This is a genomic window from Bartonella alsatica (genome assembly GCF_013388295.1).
Lineage (GTDB): Bacteria > Pseudomonadota > Alphaproteobacteria > Rhizobiales > Rhizobiaceae > Bartonella > Bartonella alsatica.
Window position 1 is genome coordinate 812674 of record NZ_CP058235.1, and the last position, 21431, is coordinate 834104.

The following is a 21431-nucleotide window of genomic DNA, read 5'->3' on the forward strand; positions in this document are numbered from 1 at the left end:
TGATAGCTTGTGTAGCTATATATATTTATATTAATACTTTTATATTAATACTTAATGAATTTATTATTTTTGAAAAAATAGAGAGCAAAACAAAGAAGATGTTAAATTAGATCTTCAATTCATTCATTCCTATCTTGTGTGGGTTTTTAAAAAACATTTCTCTTCTCTCCCAATCCCCTTTTTCGGCATTATCTATGAATGGCATAATGCAAAAATACTCAATACTACTATTTTTTACATTTATAGAAGTAATACACCTATAGCATCGTGCAATATTCGCTTTTCGAAGATAGCTTTACAATTGATATCGAAACTCTATGAACCGCTTTCATCCTTTGTATTTTTGACTTTTATATGAATTTGTTTTTAATATTAATTTCTCTATTTATTTATAAAAAAATGTACACAACAATATACTCTTCTATAGTTTACACAACTTATATTTCTTTATTATGACACAATTCGTTACATTTAAACATCTTAAAAATGCCTTCTTAAATACGAACGCAAACATAAACGCGTCAGATTTTTAAAATTGACTGTGCAAATCTTTGTAATTTATTCTAGCCTAAAAAAGTTTTTTTGAATGAAAAGCTCATTGGAGAATTCTGGCAGAAAAACACAAAAAAGTATAGCGTCTGATCTCTTCAAACAATAAGAAAGGGAACCTATGTCTGAAAAAATTTATCCAATACCAGCTGATATCAAAAAAAATGCGCTGATCAATGAAGAGACCTATCAACAATGGTACCAAGAAAGCATTAATGATCCAGAAACCTTTTGGGCAAAACATGGCCAATGCATTGAATGGTTTAAAACTTATACAAAAGTAAAAAACACTTCATTTAACGGTGATGTATCAATTCAATGGTACGAAGATGGAATAACAAATGTTGCCTATAATTGTATTGATCGCCATTTAAAAAACCATGGTGACGACATCGCATTAATCTGGGAAGGAGATAATCCTTATCATGATAAAAAAATAACCTATAATGAACTTTATGAACATGTTTGTCGTTTTGCTAATATCCTAAAGAACCATGGTGTAAAAAAAGGTGATAGAGTCACTATTTACTTACCCATGATCCTCGAAGCTGCTTACGCAATGCTTGCTTGTGCCCGCATCGGTGCCATTCATTCAGTTATTTTTGCTGGTTTTTCTGCTGAAGCAATAGCGGGACGTATTGTTGATTGTCAATCGACTTTCATTATTACAACCGATCAAGGATTGCGTGGAGGAAAACAACTTAATTTAAAGGATAATGTTGATCATGCTATTGACATTGCAGGACGCTGTAATGTGCATGTCAATCAAGTCATGGTTATCCAGCGCACCTGTGGGACAATCAATTGGGTAGAGGGACGTGATTTTTGGTACCACAAAGAAATACCTCATACCAATACGGATTGCCCAACAGAAAAAATGAATGCTGAAGATCCACTTTTTATTCTTTATACCTCCGGCTCAACAGGCAAACCCAAAGGTATTTTGCACACAACAGCTGGTTATCTTGTTTATGCATCCATAACACATAAATATGTTTTTGATTATCATCCTGGTGAAATTTACTGGTGTACTGCTGATATTGGTTGGATTACTGGTCATTCTTATTTGATTTATGGACCTTTATGCAACGCTGCCACCACTTTAATGTTTGAAGGAACACCAACCTTTCCCAACAGCAGCAGATTCTGGGAAATTGTTGACAAACACAAAGTAAATACATTCTATACCGCACCAACAGCTATCCGCGCCTTAATGGGAGCAGGCAATTCATTTGTCGAACACTCTAAAAGAACATCTTTGCGTCTTTTGGGCACAGTAGGTGAACCAATTAATCCAGAAGCATGGGAATGGTTTTACCATATAGTAGGAGACAGCAGATGTCCTATTCTCGACACATGGTGGCAAACAGAAACAGGAGGGCATATGATCACACCTCTCCCCGGTGCAACAAATCTTAAAGCAGGCTCAGCCACACGTCCTTTTTTTGGAGTTCAACCTCAAATCATTGATTCCGAAGGAAATATTCTGGAAGGGGAAGCAGAAGGCAATCTTTGCATTATTGACTCATGGCCTGGACAAATGCGCACGCTTTACAATGATCACGAGCGTTTTATTCAAACCTATTTTTCTACCTATAAAGGGAAATATTTTACAGGCGATGGTTGTAAACGCGATAGCGACGGCTATTATTGGATTACAGGACGAGTTGATGACATTCTCAACGTCTCTGGACACAGATTAGGAACAGCTGAAATTGAATCAGCACTTGTTTCTCATCCTGATGTTTCAGAAGCAGCTGTTGTTGGTTACCCTCACCCCATTAAAGGGCAAGGAATTTACAGTTTTATCACCCTAATGAAAGGAACAGCTCCAAGTGAAAAGTTGCACAAAGACCTTATTAAGCATGTCAGAAAGGAAATAGGCTCCATTGCCACATTGGATAAAGTTCAATTTGCCTCTCAGCTTCCCAAAACGCGATCAGGAAAAATTATGAGACGTATTTTGCGAAAAATTGCCGAAAATAATTTTGATAATCTAGGAGATATTTCAACCCTTGCCGAACCACAAGTCATTAACGATCTTATTGCCAACCACCAAAATAGGGAAGCCATCGCTTAACACGAAGCATGAACAGTAATTTTAGCATTTCTGCTAATGCCACTGATAAAGGTCTAACCTAATACCTCTATTCTCTTTGCCAACCTAAAATGTTGCAACTATTCTTATATTGAGAAAGTTCGTAAAAAGTCTATTTAGATTTTTTACGAACGGCTTTTATCTACACACTAATCCCTCTCATAAAGTATAAGCGAATAGTTTATATTCATTATAAAAAGGTCTGAAATGAGTGAACTTTACTGTATCCGAAGCTTTCATTATTTTTTCAAAATGATAAATTATCATTATAGATCAATGTATTTTTAGCAAAAAGAAAAAAACAAGGAGATTTTCAATATCCATGTAAACAAACATGCTTTTTCAATAACAAATGAAAAAAAATCGCAAATACAACATACCAAACTGTAAAGTGTAAATTTTAACATTGTCTGAAGCAATAAATACAAATCACCCTTCAACTGCCAAACAAAAAGGATCAAGCTAAACCAAAAACAGTAATGGCGGTTCGCATGTTTGTGCTAGAAACAGCTCAGAATTCCTGCTAAAATCATAAATAAAGAAAAATAAGGAGATATAATTATTGATTATATTCTCACAGACAATATTTCTCAATAGCAAAATAGCAAATCAGAAATATTGAAATTTGTGAAATATGAACCCAACCCAAAACTAAAACAATGAGAGCAAAAATCCTGAGAATCATACAATATAAAAGCAGAAGTGGTAACAAAGAGTGATTCATTTTGAAAACGTCGGTCTACGCTACGGAATGGGCCCTGAAGTTCTCCGTGATATCAGTTTTCATATCCCTCCCGGATCATTTCAGTTTCTAACCGGTGCCTCCGGAGCAGGAAAAACATCGTTGATGCGTCTTATGTTTTTGGCACTCAAACCAACCCGCGGACACATTGATTTATTTGGAAATGATACAGCATTGCTAAAACGGCAAGAGCTTCCTGCACTGCGCCAACGCATTGGTGTTGTCTTTCAAGACTTTCGTCTCCTTGATCACATGACCACTTATGAAAATGTCTCTCTACCATTACGCATTAAAGGACAAGAAGAAGCAACTTATCGCAGTGAAGTGGAAGATCTTCTCTGTTGGGTGGGCCTTGGTGATCATATTCATGTTTTACCACCGGTTCTTTCTGGTGGAGAAAAACAAAGGGTAGCGATTGCACGAGCGCTCATTGATCAACCTGAAATCCTTCTCGCTGATGAACCAACCGGAAATGTCGATCCTCCTTTGGCAAAACGCCTGCTACGCTTGTTTATTGAATTAAACCGTTTTGGAACAGCTGTTGTCATTGCCACCCATGATATCACCCTGATGGAACAAGTCGCAGCACGACGTATGCTTCTTTATAACGGACGGATGACAATTCATGAATAAGTCTTTCCCTATTTTTATAAATAATCAAAAAAATACAACTGCTATTATTCCTAGAGACAATATTTCTGGACAAGCACTGGTTGCAGTAATTGCTATTATGACATTTCTTTCAAGTCTTACATTGATTGGCGTTGATTTAGTACAACGCACTGCTAATAGCTGGAGTAATCAAATTAGCTATGAAGCAACCATTCAAATACGTCCCGTTGAAAATGTTGATATCGAAAAAGCCCTTTATGATGCAGTTAAATTAGTTAAAACATTTCATGGTATACAAGATGCTAAAATTGTTAACCAAAAAGCCACTGAAAAATTGCTCGAACCATGGCTTGGAACAGGTTTAAGCTTAAGTGAATTACCCCTTCCCCGCCTTATCATTGTAACACTGAAAGAAAATGAAGAAATTAATTTTCGTGCCATCAGTCACGCAATCAAAACACAAATTCCAGGAGGACAGTTTGATGATCACCGTGTTTGGGTAAACCGGTTTGCAACAATGGCACACACAACTGTTTTTATTGGTTTTTCAATTTTAACATTGGTTTTGGGTTCATTAATACTCACGGTTATCTTTGCCACACGTAATGCATTGGCAGAAAATGCGCATATTATCAATGTCTTATACTTTCTTGGTACTGAAACCCTTTTCATTGCACGACAATTTGACTGGCATTTTTTTAAAACTGCACTGCGTGGTGCATTATACGGTGGTACGACAAGCGCATTTCTGTTTACTGTGTTCACCTTTTGGACAAACTATAACCTAGGAAGAGTGGAAGCTAGCCAAATAACTGCCTTGTTTGGACACTTTTCCATAAGTTCTATTCCTTATGGAAAAATCATTGCCCTTATTTTTTTCGTTTCTTTTCTTACCATGTTTACAAACCGCATGACTATCCTCGCACAACTTAAAAAAATTGATCAATGTGAAAATGGCTTATTTTAATTTTATGATCCACAACTCATATAATCCTAACTCATTGATGCAAGACAATCTAGAGCGTACCCTAGAGAAGCGTACCCATTATCCGTGCCGTTTGTTTCGCTATTTTCCACCAACAACACTTTCTCTTTTATTGATCATTTTTTTCTTTTGGAGCGGTTTTATTGTTTTTTCTGAAAAAACTGAACAGCTTCAACCACCAAATCCTTTACCGAAAGCAGATGCAATTATTGTTCTTACAGGTGGAGAAAACCGAATAGAAACAGGGTTACAGCTCTTACAAAAGGGGCTTGGTTCGCGACTTTTGATCAGTGGAGTAAACACAACAACCAAACTGAAAAGTTTTATGCACAGCATACATATTACTCCACAACTCTTTACCTGTTGTGTTGACATTGGCCATAAAGCAATTAACACAAGAGGAAATGCCGAAGAAAGTGCAACTTGGATTAAAAAACACCACTACAAAACAGTCTACATCGTTACCCATGATTACCACGTATGGCGCTCTTTGCGTGAACTAAAATATTTGATGCCTCATACCAATTTCATTGCTTATCCTATTAAAAAAAACAAAATTGAAAGCATGATACAGCAAATCAATCAAACACGCATTCTTGTATTCCAATACATCAAAACGATTGAGGTATACATAAGAACGGCATTCTAAACTTTTCACACCGGTTTTCTGAAAATCTTGCCACCGGCTTGCTGATTGCTTCACGCGCTTCACTCTATAAGACTTAACAAGTAAACTCTGCTCTCATACAAAACAGAACACCTCAAACAAAATAAACTCGTGTTGTATACTTACGCGTTTATATTAAGCAACATTCTTCAAGACATTCCAAGCCCATCTTACGGTACTGCTCATGCGCAGTATCCTCCCTAGACTGCTAATCCATTTTATGTTTAATAAATGTACAAGCCGCACTCTCAAATTATAATATCCTCAATGCTGTAATAGCTCTGTCTATTGAAAGCGTTCACATCATGTAAATAAAAAAGAAGACCAATTTGCACAGCACTCTACAATCCATTTTCACCCTTTTTTACCAGCGTATCATTCGCTACATAAAACCGCTGGGTAGAACTTAACAAATATTTTGCCCATCCATGTTCCTTTTGTACAAACGCTTCTCCAATAAGTGCTTCATCCAATTAAAAAGCACAACAACAAACATACCTCAATTGATGACCCTTAATCGCGTGAGAAGGCAATAACGGGATCAAATTGTGAAGCTTGTCGTGCTAGCAAAAAACTAAAATATATCCCAGTAAGAGTTAAAAAGTAAAACACCCGTCTCATCATGCCAATTATTTTATTGACGCAAAGATTCTCTACAGCCTCACATCCCTCACTCATACCCTCAAATGCTTCATCCCATATGAATGCGTAACAAACAATATCCCCCTACAATTGATTACACTTAATCACGTGAAAGAGCGACAACAGGATCAAGTCGTGAAGCTTGCCGCGCAGGTGAAAAACCAAAACATATTCCGATGAGAGTCGAAAAAGTAAGAGATAAGATAATTGAATCAATCGTATAAATTAGATGGATCGGCGCCTTAAAGAGCAAAAACAAACCACCAATAGAAAGACCAAATAGAATTCCTAAAATACCACCAATCACACAAACCAAAATCGCTTCAATTAAAAATTGCTGTAAAATATCACTCTGACGTGCACCAACTGCCATACGCACCCCAATTTCATTGATTCGCTCCGAAACAGTCACCAACATAATATTCATCACCCCAATGCCACCCACAATCAATGAAATAGCTGCAATTGAAGACACCAAAAGCGTTAAAATATGTGTGCTTTCCATGATACGATCACGAAACAACTGAGAACTTCTAATGAAAAAATCTTTCTTACCATGACGCATAATGAGAAAACGTTGCACCATCATTTTTATTAAATGTGAATCGATATTATCAGCAATCCTAACTGTAATTGCCCGCACCTGTGTTGTTCCAAGAAAACGTGTTTGTAGAGTTGTATAGGGCAAATAAACCTGCAATGTATTTGAAGTGCCCCCATTATGTTGCGGATCAATTACACCAATAATACGTGCTGGAACTTTTCCCAAATGAACTACTTTCCCAATTGGACTCTCATGACTATGAGGAAAAAGTACAGAAAGAGCTTCTTTTTCGATCACAAGATCAACCGCTCGATCACGCACACTGTTATGATCAAACAATCTTCCTTGAATAACAGCAAGTCCTTGTGTCTCAAAATATTGTTCTCCCACTCCAGCAATCATAGCATTGGCTTCAACAGCACCAAAACGTATAGTAGAGCTTGCAGAAACCTGAGGCGTTACACCAATAACATAAGGCAATCTTGACAAAGCGTCTGCATCCGCTTCAACCAAACTTGTTATTTTCTCTGCTTGTGGATCAGATAAGCTTTTTCCAGGCAAGATTGTTAATGTATTAGAACCCAAACTTTTAAAATTCTCTAAGATTTTTTCTCGTGTACCATTTCCCAAAGCAACCATCGCAATAATCGCCCCAATACCGATAATCACCCCAAGCATCGTTAAAAAAGTCCGCATTCGATGAGCATTCATTGCCAACAAGGCCATAACAAATGCCTCACGAAACCGCTCAGCAAAAGAACGAAAAAAACCAAGTGTTTTTTGGTCTTTTGGATTTTGTTTTTCCTGAAAAAGTTGACCATCTGTCTTTGTTTTTGCAGTTTCTGACACATTATCAGCAATAATTTCTCCATCACTGATTTCGATAATACGATCTGCTCTTTCAGCCACCTGCATATCGTGTGTTACTATGATAATGGTGCGCCCTTCTTGATGAAGCTCTTCCAAAATACGCAATACTTCTTGGCCACTTTGCTTGTCTAATGCACCGGTTGGTTCATCAGCAAGAATGACCTCAGCATTATTCATCAATGCCCGTGCAATTGATACACGTTGTTGCTGACCGCCTGAAAGCTGATTAGGACGATGATTGATCCGATCTCCCATACCTAAACGGGTTAAAAGATCTTGAGCACGTTTTTTTCTCACCTCCGGTGCCCATCCTGCATAAATAGCGGGAATCTCAACATTACCAAGTGCCGTCAATTCATTAAGCAAATGATAGCGCTGAAAAATAAAACCAAAATGATTGCGCCGCAAAGCAGATAATTCATCAGCAGAAAGAAGAGCTGTTTTTTTTCCTGAAATCCAATAATGACCAGAATTTGGACGATCAAGACAACCTAAAATATTCATCAATGTGGATTTTCCTGAACCGGAAGCTCCCACAATCGCTACCATTTCACCGCGCTTAATGGTAAGATTGATGTTTTTCAAAACAGTGACAAATGTTTCACCGGCAGGAAACTTGCGCACAATATTTTCTAAAATGAGGACAGCATCTGCTTGCTCTGCTTTCATGCTTAGCTCTCTTCCTCAAGTTTATCAGAATTACCTGACACCACTCCATCGCGCAAACCTGTAATAACCACGTCTCCCTCACTAAGCCCTGAAACAATCTCTGCCACAACCTTGTTATTAAGCCCAACGGTTACTTGTTTTTCAACCACTTTACCTTTTTTCTCCAAAAGAGAAACCCATGCGGTATGCTCTTTTGTCTCATCACGCAAAGCACCACTTGGAACCAATAAAACATTCTGAGCACGACCTAAGATAATATGAACTTGCGCAGTCATATAAGTCCGTAGAAAATTATCTTTATTATCGACATGCACAATCCCGTTGTAATAGATAGCCGATGATGCGAGAGAGTTAGAACTTCCTACCATACCAGGGTTAATACTCACATCAGCCCGAATTGATTCAGGAGCCGGCTCTACCTTTTCTAAAATCCCCTCATAACGACGTTGTGAATCACCTAAAACCGTAAAATAAAGAGGTTGACCAGGCTGAACTTTAAGAATATCAGCTTCTGAAATTTGTGCTTTAATTGTCATTTTTGACAAATCGCCCAAAATAACAATTGTTGGTGCCGATTGAACTGCATTAACATTTTGGCCTTCCTCTACAACAGTTGCTAAAACTGTTCCCGCTGAAGGAGCGGTTATCCGTGTATACCCTAGATTGACTTGTGCGCTATCCACATCGATTTGTGCTTGTATAATCTGCTGACGAAGCTGAGCAATTTGTGCTTCACGTATTTTCACTTGTGTTGCAGCATCATCGAGATTTGCCCGTGAAATCGCACGCGCTTCAATCATTTTTTTCTGACGCTCTAAGTTTTTCTGTGCAAGAGCAAGATAAGCTTCTTGTTCTACCAAATTCGCATAATAGTGAGATAATGCTGCTTTTTTTCTTTTCAGATCATTTTCTTGATCTGTAGGATCGATTTCCGCCAAAAGATCCCCCTCTTTGACAACACTTCCCGGAAAAACACGCATAGACACCACACGCCCTGTCGTACGCGCACCAACAGCAACCAACCGATAAGGACGCACAAGGCCAGAAGTCAAAACACTTTCTTCGATATCACCACGCTTTACCACTGCTGTCATATAAACCGGCGTTGATGTTCCAAAAAAAACAGAACGTAGCCATAATAACAAGATGATAAAAACTATAGCAGTTAAAAAGAAGGATAATTTTTTGCGTCTTGTAATAAAATTTTTTATGAAATCTTTTCTCATTGCCCTACCTTTGCGCGCGTCTTGGATGCACCATCCAGAACTTCGGAACGTGACACATCAACAACACCATCCCAGCCACCTCCTAACGCCTTCATCAACGCAATATATTGAGTAACCAAAGAAACACGACTATCTTTAAGCGCCATTTGCGCAGAATAATAAGAACGATCAGCATTTAACAATTCAAGAAAACTAGTATTTCCATTTTCAAAAAGGCTCCGTGAAATTTGCAAAGAATGCAGAAAAGCTTTATTTGCAACGATAAGCTTTTCTAAACGCTGATGTTCTTTCGTCAATCTTACAAGCGCATTTTCTACATCTTCTAAAGCCCCCAACACAGCAGCCCGATAAGCAATAAAAGCCTGATCACGCTGTGCACGAGCCACTGCAACAGAAGCCATAACCTGTCCCCCATTAAAAAAAGGAAAACGAAGACCAGGTCCTAAAGACCACCCAATTGTTGAACTTTTCCATAATTGATCAATTGTTGTTGCTACTGTCGAAATATTACCGGTCAAAGTAAGTGATGGATAGCGATCTGCTTCACGTTGACCAATGCGTGCTGTAGCTTGCGCATATTGACGCTCAGCCCGTCGTAAATCGGGGCGTGTTAATAAAATATCAGCTGGAATTCCTGTTGGTATAGGCCATTTTGGTTGCGGAATCTTCGCTTGCTTCGCATTTTTTTGTAAAAGATCCTGCAAAGCCGTAGGCACATGACCAGTTAAAACGGAAAGGCGATGAATACTCATTGCCAAATTCGCTTCGATCTGGGATATATCCGCTTCTGTATTAGCCACTTGTGCTTGCGCATTTGAAACATCAAGCTCTGAAGCATCACCAGCTGTTAATTTGGTACGTATTAATTCATACGTTTTACGCTGTGATGAAGCAATTTGGCGCACAATCAATAACTTTTGTTGCCAACCACGCACTTCAACATAATTTGTTGCCACATCTCCCAACAACGTCACCATGGTAGCACGCATATCTTCCACAGCCGCTTCAAGACCATATCGTGCAGCTTCAACTCCTCGCTTATGCCCACCAAAAAAATCAAGCTCCCAACTCGCATCAAAACCACTCCGATATTGGGTCAAAAACGTATCAGATTGTCCAGAACCACTACGGGAACCAGAAATTGAATTTGATACACTTGGCAAAAGAGATCCAACAGTTTGCCCTAAACTCGCACGCGCTTCGCGAACCCGTGCCTTAGCAACAGCAACACTACTATTTCCAGCAATTGCATCATTCATTAACGCATTCAAAACAGGATCATTCAAACGCCGCCACCATCCAGCAAGCGCATCCGCACGCCCAGTTGTCTGTGCAGTCTGTTGTCCCCAATTTGCTGGAACACGAAAAGATGTCTTCTGATAATTAGGACCAACCATACATCCTGATAATATAAGAAAACACAACAAAATACTATAAAGTAATCTTTTAGAAATAACCCATTTAAGATTCCTGATATGCATCTAATCTCCCGCATTTCTTCAGAATTAACTATTATATTAATATTTTATTTACTACTTATTTCAAATTTAACATGAAAAATCAAATACAGTTTGTACTGGAACATGATCTGAAGGTTGATTCCATCCCCGCGCAGCACGAAAAATTGAAAGATCAACAACAAAAGGAGCTAAATCTTGAGAAGACCAAATATGGTCAAGCCGCCGCCCACGATCAGCAAGTTCCCAATCGCGTGCACGATAACTCCACCATGTGTAAAGTTTAGCAGGAACAGGAATATGCATACGCATCAGATCAACCCACCCACCTTGGCAACATAAAGCTTGTAAACGTTCTGTTTCGATTGGTGTATGGCTTACAACCCTTAACAATTGTTGATGAGACCACACATCCTCTGCCAAAGGAGCAATATTCAAATCACCCAGTAAAAGAGAAGAAAAACCTTTTTGCTGATCAGCGCGAATAGAAGACATTTCTTCTAAAAAGTCAAGTTTATAACGGAATTTTTCATTCACTTCAGCGTCAGGTATATCCCCTCCCGCAGGAACATAAAAATTATGAATCTGTATGTCCCTACCATAAACTTCAACAATCACTGAAATATAGCGACAATCTTGCTTTTGACAAAAGAAACGCCTTTCAACACTTTTAAAAGGTAAACGAGAAATAATTGCTACACCGTTATAAGATTTTTGTCCACACAATGCAGTATGTTTATATCCGGCTGCTTCAAAAGCCTCTACTGGGAATAAAGTATCCGGACATTTTGTCTCCTGTAGACATAAAACATCGGCAGCAAATATGTCCAAATACTGAAAAACCTGTGCAAGACGCAAACGGATAGAATTAATATTCCAAGTTGCAATACGAAAGATCATCTGTTTCAATTCCGATGAGTAACACTGCACTACTTTTTCGACGGAAGAGTAAACATCCCATCAACAAACCTAACGCCTGTCCGGACATTCATGATTTGAACAGTGGTTTCTAGATTCTGTTGATCAACAATTGTCCATTGCCGTAAAGCATAGTTTTTAGAATCAAAAACCATCCTTATTTGCCCTGCCCCAATGCTTTTATCCCGCAGAACAATTGTCACCGCCCCTGGATCTTCACGAAATGCTAATAAACGCCCCGACGATATATTAATTTTATCGTCTAACAGAAATTTCATTGGCGTTTGAAAAAGCTGTGAAAAATTCCAAGTATTGAGTGCTCGATTGTTAATTCCTACAAATTGACCATCTGCAATAATCTGCAAAGGTATTTTTTTGTAAATAAAGCGAATTTTCCCTGGGCGCTCTAAATAAAACGTCCCCTGAGACATTTTCCCCTGTGGACTAAACTGAATAAAATCACCGGTCATTGTTTTAATTGCTGCAAATTTATTCACAACATTCTGCGCCCTTGCTACTTTATTGGATGATTGCGAAAAAGCAGGAACAATTAAGCACCCCCAAATAATAATTCCAACAACCCCAAAGAATCTTCTTTGTAGTAAAAAAGATGTTTCCATAGATAATGCTCCCAAGAAATATATTTTTGTTTTATAATTTAAGTAAAATAATGAATAAATACCTTTCTCTAAAAGAGAAAGATATTGTTTGAAAACACTATTAAAAGATTTTATTTTAAAAGCATTCTTCTTTAGCAGGCACCAAAACTTCCCGTTTCCCCGCGTGATTTGCGGGACTAATAATACCTTCTTCTTCCATCCGCTCAATCAGTGAAGCAGCACGGTTATAGCCAATGCCTAAACGACGTTGAATATAAGAAGTTGAAGCCTTACGATCACGAAGAACAACTGCAACAGCTTGACTATAAGGATCATCTGCTAAAGGAGAAGTTAAAGAAACATCCGCATCATTTTCTGCAATCTCTTGCGTAACGGTCTCCAAATAATCAGGCAAGGCTTGTGCTTTAAGATGCAGTACAACCTGCTCCACTTCATCATCAGCCACAAAAGGCCCATGAACACGCTGGATACGCCCTCCACTCATCATGAAAAGCATATCTCCTTGTCCCAACAATTGTTCAGCACCTTGTTCACCAAGAATTGTTCGACTATCGATTTTTGAACTTACAGAAAAAGAAATACGGGTAGGAAAATTGGCTTTAATCGTCCCAGTAATCACATCTACCGAAGGACGCTGAGTTGCCATAATCACGTGGATACCAGCAGCACGTGCCATTTGTGCTAAGCGTTGAACAGCTCCTTCAATGTCCTTGCCGGCGACCATCATCAAATCAGCCATTTCGTCAATAATGACAACAATATAGGGCATAGGACTAAAATCAAGTGTTTCCGTTTCATAAAGAGGCTCACCAGTCTCTTGATTAAATCCAACTTGAATTGTACGTACCATAGCCTCTCCCTGTTTTTCCGCTTCCCTGATACGTGCGTTAAACCCATCAATATTGCGAACGCTTAGTTTTGACATTTTGCTGTAGCGCTCTTCCATTTCCCGAACAGCCCACTTAAGCGCAATTACTGCTTTTTTAGGATCTGTCACCACAGGCGTTAATAAATGGGGAATGCCATCATAAACCGAAAGTTCAAGCATTTTTGGATCCACCATAATGAGACGGCATTGTTCAGGTGTCATACGATAAAGAAGCGATAAAATCATCGTATTAATAGCAACAGATTTTCCCGATCCTGTTGTACCAGCTACCAAAAGATGGGGCATTTTTGCTAAATCCGCAATAACCGTTTCACCACCGATTGTCTTGCCCAAAGCAAGTCCTAATTTAGCTCTGCTCTCAACAAATTCCTGCGCTTGCAAAATTTCTCTTAAATAAACCATCTCGCGCTTTGCATTAGGCAATTCTATTCCAATCACATTGCGTCCTGGCACTACAGCAACACGAGCTGAAATCGCACGCATCGAACGAGCGATATCATCTGACAAACCAATGATACGGGAAGATTTAATACCGGCAGCCGGTTCAAATTCGTATAAAGTCACCACTGGACCAGGACGCGCATCAATAATTTTTCCCTTAACACCAAAATCTAATAAAACCCCTTCAAGTTCCTGAGAATTGGCTTTTAAGGCAGCAGGAGAAAGTCTCGCATCCCTTACTGCCGGTGGAGAAACAGAAAGATAATCTAAAAGCGGAAGAAGAAAACTACCGTTTGAAGAAGACGTTAAAGATTTCAAAGCACGGCTTTTATTAACAGGAGAAACGAGCGCTTTATCTTGATTTTTTTGACATTTTGTTTTTTCATCCAAGAAAATTGGCTCAATCCGATCAAATGACTCTTCTTGTCTCTTAGAACGACTTTTAAAAAAGAAAAGACGCAAAAAACGCGCTTGTAAAAAATAAAAAAGATGTAAAATAGCTCCAAAAGTTGTAACGAAAAAACTGTTCTGCACTCCATCTACGATTTGTTCTGTATCTTCTGACACATAGAAGAGAGGATCAACGCTTCCGCTTTTCTGGACATTTTTTACTTTTCTTTTATTTTCCTGACGCCGCCATACCACATTACCTGCAAAAGCAGCCATTAAAAAACCTAAAACGATAAAAACGATACCTAAGAGCACATTCTGAAATGGAGAAAGAAAAACAGGAAAAATTGTATAAACAGCACTTAAAACTTTATCCCCCAAAACTCCCCCTAAACCCATCGGCAATGGCCAATACGTAAAAGAAGCAACAGGTGTTACAAGAGCAAAAGAAATTAAAAAACAAATCGTTGATAGCCCCCATAAAAAAAGGCGAAAAACTAAATTGTATATATTCTTTTGTGCCAACAAAAGAAACGACCAAAATAATGGTGGCAATAAAACACCAAGGCTTGCCAAACCAAAAAACTGCATGACAAAATCTGAAAAAATTGCCCCTGGCCACCCCATAAAGTTTGTAATCTTATTTGTACTTGCATGCGTTAATGAGGGATCTGCAACATTCCAAGTTGCCAAAGCAAAAACGCAAAAAATAATGAATCCCAAAAGTCCAAGCCCAATGAAAACACCAATCTGGCGCAAAAACATTTCGATGAGCCGCAAACTATAAGATTTTTGCGCTTCTAATGAATCATAAGGAGAAGAACTCTGATGCATCTATTAATTCCAAATACAAAATTTTCGCATTAAAGAGTTGTAAAATTATGACTGCAAAATATTAACACAGTTTTAACCATCATAATCATAACCATTTTCTTACCTGTAATACCGTAAATATTTTCCTTCAAGATGATGATATAAAATATATCCATATATCAAACACTATGTCGTCTCGATCTAATTTCAGTTTTCTTTTGCCCAAATCAAGTATAGAAATATAAAATCGAATGGAATATTCGGAATAAGATTTGCCTGGAGAAGTCATAGAAATGAACTACACAAGTGATCAACAAAAGCCCCCCCAAAAAGCCAAACTATTTATCAACCAGCAAGAAAAGAAAAGCTCATCTTTTTAAGCAAAAAGAAAAAAAATATTGTATAAAAAGTAATGTTAAAGAAAAGTATCCTTTTTAAGAACAAAAAACTGCCAACAATGGAATGAAATGTTGTGTATTCTGATCTCAATAGAAATATAAAATCCAAGAAAGCTATAAGACAATGCGATCTTCTCATTGCTGGAGGAGCGGCTGTCGGATTAACATTGGCAATAGCACTCAAGCAAGCAGCCCCTGAACTAAAAATGAATATAGTTGATGCTGCCCTCCAAGAAGATATCCCTGCTTCGAATATACGAACTATCGCCCTTGCTGCTGCTTCTATTCGTATGTTAAAACAATTGCAATGTTGGCAATATATAAAACCCCATGCCCAACCCATACATTCCATGATCATCACTGATGCATGTACAAATGATCCTGTTAAACCAACTCTTTTAACCTTTGAAGGAAATGTTACGCCCAACGAGCCCTTTGCTGCTACAGTGGGACATAGAGAGCTTATCAGTGTTTTAAAAAAGCGTGTAAAAGATCTGAATATCCCCGTCATTGCTAACATGCGCGTTGTTGATTTTCACCAAGAAGAGCAACATACAACTGTCACTTTAAGCAATGAGGAAATTTGGCAAACAAAGTTACTTATTGCAGCTGATGGAGCTCATTCGAAATTACGCGAAAAAGCAGATCTTAAAAACTTTTCTCATCCTTATAAACAAACGGCAATCATCTGCACTATTGGCCATGAAAAACCCCATCATGGACAAGCAACTCAACATTTCTTCCCTGCTGGACCTTTCGCTCTTCTCCCTCTCAAAGGTAATCGGTCGGCCATTGTGTGGAATGAACCCCATAAAATCGCGCAATATTACCTCAAAGCTGACACCCTTATCTTTGAAACAGAACTCGAAAAACGCATTGGCCATCGATTTGGAAAACTCTCTTGGAATGGCGAGCGTCAAGCTTTTCCTTTGAGTCTTTCTTTAACACGCCAATGCATTAAACCTCGTTTTGTTCTGGTTGGTGATGCTGCCCACACAATCCACCCCCTGGCAGGACAAGGACTTAACTTAGGATTACGCGATAGTGCCGCACTCGCTGAAGTTATTATTGAAACAGCACGATTAGGTCTTGATATTGGTTCTCTCACTGCTCTCGAACGTTATCAAAGCTGGAGACGTTTTGAAACTGTGCGTATGGCTTTGAGTAATGACTGGCTTAATAAACTCTTCTCTAATGATAATCTCTTCTTGCGAATCCTGCGCGATACTGGTCTTGGAATTGTCAATCAAACGCCAAAGATAAAAAAATATTTTATTCAAGAAGCTGCCGGCCTCACCCCTCATTCCCCACGTTTGCTACACGGTCTCCCTCTTTGAACAAAATAAGCAGAAGTCGTACCATGTGACTTTTTGCATCCCATGATAAACCCCCTTTGTATCAAAATAAACTCTTTACTTATTTTGCAATACCAAAATTTTAGAAGAATTCCATTAGATTCACAATGAGGTTACTCGCATCCTATAATCACAGTTTTTTATGAATTATGCCAGCTACCCCTTCTCCTATACCATGAAAGAAAATAGACAGAAGCTAGAAAATTACCTCATTTTTTATATCCAATACACTATTTACAAAATGATACACATAATGAATTTTGATAACAAATACATTCAAGATGCCTTACAGAATTAAATGTGTCACAGAATTATATCAAAATACTAAAATCAACACGAATCACGGAAAAATTCACTTTTCCAAGTACTCTCTTATCTTAACCACATAAACGATAAAAAGATAAAGTTAATACCTGATATCCCTAGCCATACAAGAAAAAACCAGATCAACTTTACAAAAGCATAAAGCTACTTGTTCTATAGATCAGTATTTCAAAAATATAAAGATATTCACATGGCAAGATATAGATTTACAAATAATTGATCATTTACATATTGAACTTAGAATCCTTAATATAGTAAAATTTTCTTATTTGAGCTCTTTATTACGGTGAATTAATAAAAACCATTTACTTACATATTACAGGAAGGACCAGTATATAGATAAAAACTGTTTAAGAAAGAGGTAAAAATGTCTCTGTTAAATCGTCTCACTGAAAAAGCAATCATAATAGTTTAAACTAGCAAACAGAATGATAACACTGGCTTATTATAGCAACACACTTTGCACATTTTAAAGAAGAAATGAGTGCTTTCATAGTTTTATCTGACCCCTCAGTGCTTTAACACATCAGCCTAACAGTTTTATACATTGAACTACTGAGAAGAATACACTGACTAAGTTGATCTTTCTTGCTATTCTCATAAATGTAAATATCACATATGTATTATGTTACTTCTAGTTCTTCAAGCGTATAACCGCTTTCCAACCATTCTTTAATCCACTTAGGTCTACGCCCACGCCCATTCCATAATTCCCATTGGTTATTGGGATTTCTATAATGACGTTCTTTACTTGCAAGATCAGCAATATCAATTCCATGTGCACTAGCAATTTCAAGAATTTTTCGCCGTGCATTCTGTTTTTCTTTTGCTTGTCGTTTTTTCAATTCCACATCGATTTGGGCACGCATCTCTTGTAGCTCATAAAAATCCATATTTTTGAGGTTATTCATTTTAATTACTCCCCTTGCAAAAAAGAATTGTGCTCTGCCATATTTTAAACACAATTATAGACAATTTTTGCCTATTTATTATCGAAATTAAAATTACAACGAATATATCACCTTGACGGAGATGTGCTTTGGACCACGAAAAACTGTTTAATTGTGTCTCAATAATCACGACCGTATCCTTTTTCAGTTTGATCCTTGAAATGGATAATCAAGGTGTACAAATTTCATCACACCTCCCTGACTCACATGAACCAGCTGTCCAAAATGAATATAAATCGCCATTTTATAAACTATGGCAATATATGAAAAAGAACAAGCCTTCTCTGCATAATGATAGCGTAGTTCATTCTAGTGATAAAAAATATTCTTATATACAACGCGTTTCTGCTTCATATCAGTACTATTCAGACAAACTTAGACAGTTAGAAAATTATACAAAAAAAATAACCTCAGTAATCCCTCAAAAATGGTTCTCATTTAAGGACAAACTCTTTTTCCGCAAACATAATAGCTATAACATTTTTCGGTCTAATACGTTTGGTTTTGTCCCACAGATGTATTTGTTTGGTTGGATGCGAGTATACTTTAAAAATACTCTCAAAAGGATACAAATCTATAGTTGTAAAGAGTGTTCTAAATTCGGCAATCTCGCTTCGTCTATTAGAAATACAATGTGGCTACTATTAGAAAAACCAAACAAAATTAACGTTTGTATCAATAGATTTTTTCATCATTGGGTGTGTTGCTTATGATTGTTTCAAATTTCGTAATGTTTGCTGCTGCATACGCAGGGACTACACATACTGCAGCACTTTCAACTATCGCCATGCGAGAATCATTGGATAATACTTACACAATAAATGTAACTGACAAATTATCACCCCAACCATCTATATTTAGAGAAGCGATAGTAACAGCTGAACAGCACAAACAATTTGAACATAATTTTGACGCAAATTTAAGGCAAATTGATGTCGTCCTCTTTGATACGTTTGATTCTTGCAAAAATTTTAAAGTCGTACAGACCACTTTAAAACATTGTTATAAACAAACAAAGCCGCAATACAGCTCTGAACAAGTTGTATCGCAAACTGTATGGAGTTTTTACAACACAGGAAATTTTAAAAATGATCCTGTCAACGCTTCTATGAGGAAAATTTCTTCACCTGTCGAAGTAGTAACTTCTGCGCTTGTAGATAAGGAATCACAAGAAGTTGTTCAGCTTCACAAAGGAGAGACAGAGCAAATAATTAACGTGGAATCTCTTCCTACCTCCCCGGAAGAAGATGTGTTTACGTATAGAGCAAGTAGTGGAGCAAGTAGTGTACATGATGCTTTTACAGTAGAAAACTCTTCATTGGGGAAACAACAGGAATAATGACTATTATGTTTATCAATTAGAACTAAAATTTTGATGGGATATAGTGATGAAAGGTAGATAAAGAAATATTAAAGCTCTAATTAGTAAGATTGGACGAAATCTCTTCTAATTGAGGGCAAAAATAATGAAAATGATAGAACAAAATAGTGTTGATATAGCATTTAGTCAGAAAGCAGCACGTGAAATTACAGTTGTAATGCGCTCAAAAAGGGAGTGGTACTTTACGTTTATTGCAGATGATCCAGTAACTGGCAAACCAAACAAGTATACGCTTCTTACACAAAGAGGAAAACTAAGAACTTGGGCTGATCCGAAATATCTTTTTAAATTTCTTCATGAAAGAGGGGTTATTTATGGCAACTTTAAACTTAATCAGGATGAAAAACATGAAACAAACAAATATTCTTCAAACAGCAGTCCGTAATAAAATCACCACAACTGTTGCAGCTGTAACTGTATTTTTTATGGCTCATCCTGTATGGGTTCAAGCACAACAACAAGGTGGTTTAAATAAAGCTAAAACAGTTTTAGACACATTCAAAACTCAATTGAACGCAATCATTCCTATTGCTGCTACAATTATACTTTTGTGTTTAGCAGTTAGTTATGCAGGACGCTTCATAGAAAAAACTACATTTATGCGATGGGCAATTGGCGTTATCATTGCTGGATCAGCAGCTCAGATTACGAATATGTTCTTCACGCCTTAATTGAACATAATTATGAAGTTGTACAACATAAATATGAATTTTGTAGTTTTTTGTATCTAAACAATTGCATTACGTGCACCACAAAGAGAAAATTCTTTTTTGGTACCGTTTAATTAGGACAAACAACATGAAACAATTAAAGACTTTGGAATCAAAAATTAATAACAGTACCATCATAACTGCCGCAGCGATAACTACCTTTCTTATAACCAACCCTGTGTACGCTAATGGTTTAAAGAAAGCTGAAACACTTCTAAATGACGTAAAAACAGGATTAATGACCATTATTCCTATTGCTGCTACAATTATCCTTTTGTGTTTAGCAGTTAGTTATGCAGGACGATTCATAGAAAAAACTACATTTATGCGATGGGCAATTGGCGTTATCATTGCTGGATCAGCAGCTCAGATTACGGCTATGCTCTTCACGCCTTAATTTATTATAACTTATATGAAACGAAATGTTTCTTTTTCTTTAAAGACAAACTTCCTATTCAGTAATTGAGAACATGTCAGTAATGATTTTATCCAATATCAAAAGGAGAAATATTATTATGGCAACCTCAATTATCATGAGAGTAAAAATATGAGACGGTTAAATACTTCTGAAACAAAAGTTGATAGAAAAGTTAGTATTGTTTTTATAACTTCAATTATACTTTTAGCAACTCAATCTGCTTATGCCCAAACAATAAACAAGAACATAGACCTTCTAATGAATATACACTACGGGTTAAGTATAACTGTTCCTATTGTTGCTGTTCTTATTTTTTTCCTTTTGTTGATCAGTTATATGTGTCGCCTTATTAAAAGGGCTACATTTATACGATGGGCATTTAGTATCATCATGGCTGGAGCAGCATTCTATATTAGCAATATATTATTCTACATGAGCTAATAAGGAGCTGTTCATGAAATTACAGAAACATGAAGCATTTCCTTTATTCAAGGGGGCAACTCGTGTTCCGACCATTTGGGGCGTACCAATGATGCCGCTCATCATTATGGCTATAAGTGTAGCTGTTATTGCTATGACGATAAATATCTTTTTATGGCTAATTGCTCCACCATTATGGTTCATTATGGTACAAATTACCAAAAACGATGATAAAGCATTCCGTATCTGGTGGTTGTGGATCGATACCAAACTTCGCAATCGCAATAAAAATTTTTGGGGCGCATCAAGTTATAGTCCCTCAAATTACCGCAAAAGGAGATAA

At 37.3% G+C, this 21431-nt stretch carries 17 protein-coding genes; 10 read left to right on the plus strand and 7 right to left on the minus strand.

Annotated elements, in window-relative coordinates; all coding sequences use genetic code 11:
* Positions 1 to 670 precede the first annotated feature (670 nt).
* The 4 genes from acs (at position 671) to HWV54_RS03395 (ending at position 5635) form a co-directional block, all read left to right on the plus strand.
* Positions 671 to 2629 (plus strand): acetate--CoA ligase, encoded by a 1959-nt coding sequence (gene acs / locus HWV54_RS03380; protein ID WP_005866713.1) that lies wholly within the window; start codon positions 671 to 673, stop codon positions 2627 to 2629.
* A gap of 733 nt (positions 2630 to 3362) precedes the next feature.
* Complete coding sequence (gene ftsE / locus HWV54_RS03385) at positions 3363 to 4022, plus strand: cell division ATP-binding protein FtsE (RefSeq protein WP_005866711.1); 660 nt, start codon at positions 3363 to 3365, stop codon at positions 4020 to 4022.
* Complete coding sequence (locus HWV54_RS03390) at positions 4015 to 4968, plus strand: cell division protein FtsX (RefSeq protein ID WP_005866709.1); 954 nt, start codon at positions 4015 to 4017, stop codon at positions 4966 to 4968. The genes ftsE and HWV54_RS03390 overlap by 8 nt, the downstream gene beginning before the upstream one ends.
* Positions 4955 to 5635: a YdcF family protein gene (locus HWV54_RS03395; protein ID WP_005866707.1), complete on the plus strand. Its 681-nt coding sequence runs from the start codon at positions 4955 to 4957 to the stop codon at positions 5633 to 5635. The genes HWV54_RS03390 and HWV54_RS03395 overlap by 14 nt, the downstream gene beginning before the upstream one ends.
* Before the next feature lie 760 nt (positions 5636 to 6395).
* On the opposite strand, the gene HWV54_RS03400 is transcribed toward HWV54_RS03395, so the two are convergent.
* The 6 genes from HWV54_RS03400 to HWV54_RS03425 form a co-directional block, all read right to left on the minus strand.
* Complete coding sequence (locus HWV54_RS03400; RefSeq protein ID WP_005866705.1) at positions 6396 to 8378, minus strand: MacB family efflux pump subunit; 1983 nt, start codon at positions 8376 to 8378, stop codon at positions 6396 to 6398.
* A 2-nt stretch (positions 8379 to 8380) separates the two neighbouring features.
* On the minus strand, positions 8381 to 9604 hold the full coding sequence (locus HWV54_RS03405) for an efflux RND transporter periplasmic adaptor subunit (protein WP_005866704.1): 1224 nt from the start codon (positions 9602 to 9604) through the stop codon (positions 8381 to 8383).
* Positions 9601 to 11085, minus strand: coding sequence for an efflux transporter outer membrane subunit (locus HWV54_RS03410; RefSeq protein ID WP_005866702.1), 1485 nt, complete (start codon positions 11083 to 11085; stop codon positions 9601 to 9603). Before HWV54_RS03410 ends, HWV54_RS03405 begins: the two co-directional genes overlap by 4 nt.
* Positions 11086 to 11151: 66 nt before the next feature.
* Positions 11152 to 11961, minus strand: coding sequence for an exodeoxyribonuclease III (locus HWV54_RS03415; protein WP_005866700.1), 810 nt, complete (start codon positions 11959 to 11961; stop codon positions 11152 to 11154).
* A gap of 29 nt (positions 11962 to 11990) precedes the next feature.
* Complete coding sequence (locus HWV54_RS03420; RefSeq protein ID WP_005866698.1) at positions 11991 to 12599, minus strand: LolA family protein; 609 nt, start codon at positions 12597 to 12599, stop codon at positions 11991 to 11993.
* Between the two features lie 115 nt (positions 12600 to 12714).
* Complete coding sequence (locus tag HWV54_RS03425; protein ID WP_005866695.1) at positions 12715 to 15153, minus strand: FtsK/SpoIIIE family DNA translocase; 2439 nt, start codon at positions 15151 to 15153, stop codon at positions 12715 to 12717.
* Between the two features lie 451 nt (positions 15154 to 15604).
* Between HWV54_RS03425 and HWV54_RS03430 the strand changes: the two genes are divergently transcribed.
* On the plus strand, positions 15605 to 16867 hold the full coding sequence (locus tag HWV54_RS03430; protein WP_005866693.1) for a ubiquinone biosynthesis hydroxylase: 1263 nt from the start codon (positions 15605 to 15607) through the stop codon (positions 16865 to 16867).
* Positions 16868 to 17832: 965 nt separating this feature from the next.
* On the opposite strand, the gene HWV54_RS03435 is transcribed toward HWV54_RS03430, so the two are convergent.
* Entirely contained in the window at positions 17833 to 18120 is a 288-nt protein-coding gene (locus tag HWV54_RS03435) for an H-NS histone family protein (protein WP_005866691.1), read from the minus strand.
* Between the two features lie 748 nt (positions 18121 to 18868).
* Between HWV54_RS03435 and HWV54_RS03440 the strand changes: the two genes are divergently transcribed.
* The 5 genes from HWV54_RS03440 to trwM all read left to right on the plus strand — a co-directional run bounded on the left by HWV54_RS03440 (position 18869) and on the right by trwM (position 21431).
* Entirely contained in the window at positions 18869 to 19498 is a 630-nt protein-coding gene (locus HWV54_RS03440) for a lysozyme family protein (RefSeq protein WP_005866688.1), read from the plus strand.
* A 127-nt stretch (positions 19499 to 19625) separates the two neighbouring features.
* Positions 19626 to 19925, plus strand: a complete 300-nt coding sequence (korA, locus tag HWV54_RS03445) for a KorA family transcriptional regulator (RefSeq protein ID WP_005866686.1) — start codon at positions 19626 to 19628, stop codon at positions 19923 to 19925.
* Positions 19888 to 20211 carry a VirB2 family type IV secretion system major pilin TrwL gene (gene trwL, locus HWV54_RS03450; RefSeq protein ID WP_005866684.1) on the plus strand — a complete coding sequence of 108 codons (324 nt, stop codon included), beginning with the start codon at positions 19888 to 19890 and terminating at the stop codon, positions 20209 to 20211. Before korA ends, trwL (HWV54_RS03450) begins: the two co-directional genes overlap by 38 nt.
* Positions 20212 to 20338: 127 nt before the next feature.
* Positions 20339 to 20647, plus strand: a complete 309-nt coding sequence (trwL, locus tag HWV54_RS03455) for a VirB2 family type IV secretion system major pilin TrwL (protein WP_005866683.1) — start codon at positions 20339 to 20341, stop codon at positions 20645 to 20647.
* A gap of 475 nt (positions 20648 to 21122) precedes the next feature.
* Complete coding sequence (gene trwM / locus HWV54_RS03460) at positions 21123 to 21431, plus strand: VirB3 family type IV secretion system protein TrwM (RefSeq protein ID WP_005866680.1); 309 nt, start codon at positions 21123 to 21125, stop codon at positions 21429 to 21431.

What these genes read in the sequence shown, in the direction of transcription:
- HWV54_RS03410 (WP_005866702.1), bottom strand. Translation starts at nt 11,085, where the DNA reads ATGCATATCAGGAATCTTAAATGGGTTATTTCTAAAAGATTACTTTAT.
- HWV54_RS03405 (WP_005866704.1), bottom strand. Translation starts at nt 9,604, where the DNA reads ATGAGAAAAGATTTCATAAAAAATTTTATTACAAGACGCAAAAAATTA.
- HWV54_RS03420 (WP_005866698.1), bottom strand. Translation starts at nt 12,599, where the DNA reads ATGGAAACATCTTTTTTACTACAAAGAAGATTCTTTGGGGTTGTTGGA.
- HWV54_RS03440 (WP_005866688.1), top strand. Translation starts at nt 18,869, where the DNA reads ATGATTGTTTCAAATTTCGTAATGTTTGCTGCTGCATACGCAGGGACT.
- trwL (WP_005866683.1), top strand. Translation starts at nt 20,339, where the DNA reads ATGAAACAATTAAAGACTTTGGAATCAAAAATTAATAACAGTACCATC.
- HWV54_RS03415 (WP_005866700.1), bottom strand. Translation starts at nt 11,961, where the DNA reads ATGATCTTTCGTATTGCAACTTGGAATATTAATTCTATCCGTTTGCGT.
- HWV54_RS03390 (WP_005866709.1), top strand. Translation starts at nt 4,015, where the DNA reads ATGAATAAGTCTTTCCCTATTTTTATAAATAATCAAAAAAATACAACT.
- HWV54_RS03395 (WP_005866707.1), top strand. Translation starts at nt 4,955, where the DNA reads ATGGCTTATTTTAATTTTATGATCCACAACTCATATAATCCTAACTCA.
- korA (WP_005866686.1), top strand. Translation starts at nt 19,626, where the DNA reads ATGAAAATGATAGAACAAAATAGTGTTGATATAGCATTTAGTCAGAAA.
- trwL (WP_005866684.1), top strand. Translation starts at nt 19,888, where the DNA reads ATGAAACAAACAAATATTCTTCAAACAGCAGTCCGTAATAAAATCACC.
- trwM (WP_005866680.1), top strand. Translation starts at nt 21,123, where the DNA reads ATGAAATTACAGAAACATGAAGCATTTCCTTTATTCAAGGGGGCAACT.
- HWV54_RS03435 (WP_005866691.1), bottom strand. Translation starts at nt 18,120, where the DNA reads ATGAATAACCTCAAAAATATGGATTTTTATGAGCTACAAGAGATGCGT.
- acs (WP_005866713.1), top strand. Translation starts at nt 671, where the DNA reads ATGTCTGAAAAAATTTATCCAATACCAGCTGATATCAAAAAAAATGCG.
- HWV54_RS03400 (WP_005866705.1), bottom strand. Translation starts at nt 8,378, where the DNA reads ATGAAAGCAGAGCAAGCAGATGCTGTCCTCATTTTAGAAAATATTGTG.
- HWV54_RS03425 (WP_005866695.1), bottom strand. Translation starts at nt 15,153, where the DNA reads ATGCATCAGAGTTCTTCTCCTTATGATTCATTAGAAGCGCAAAAATCT.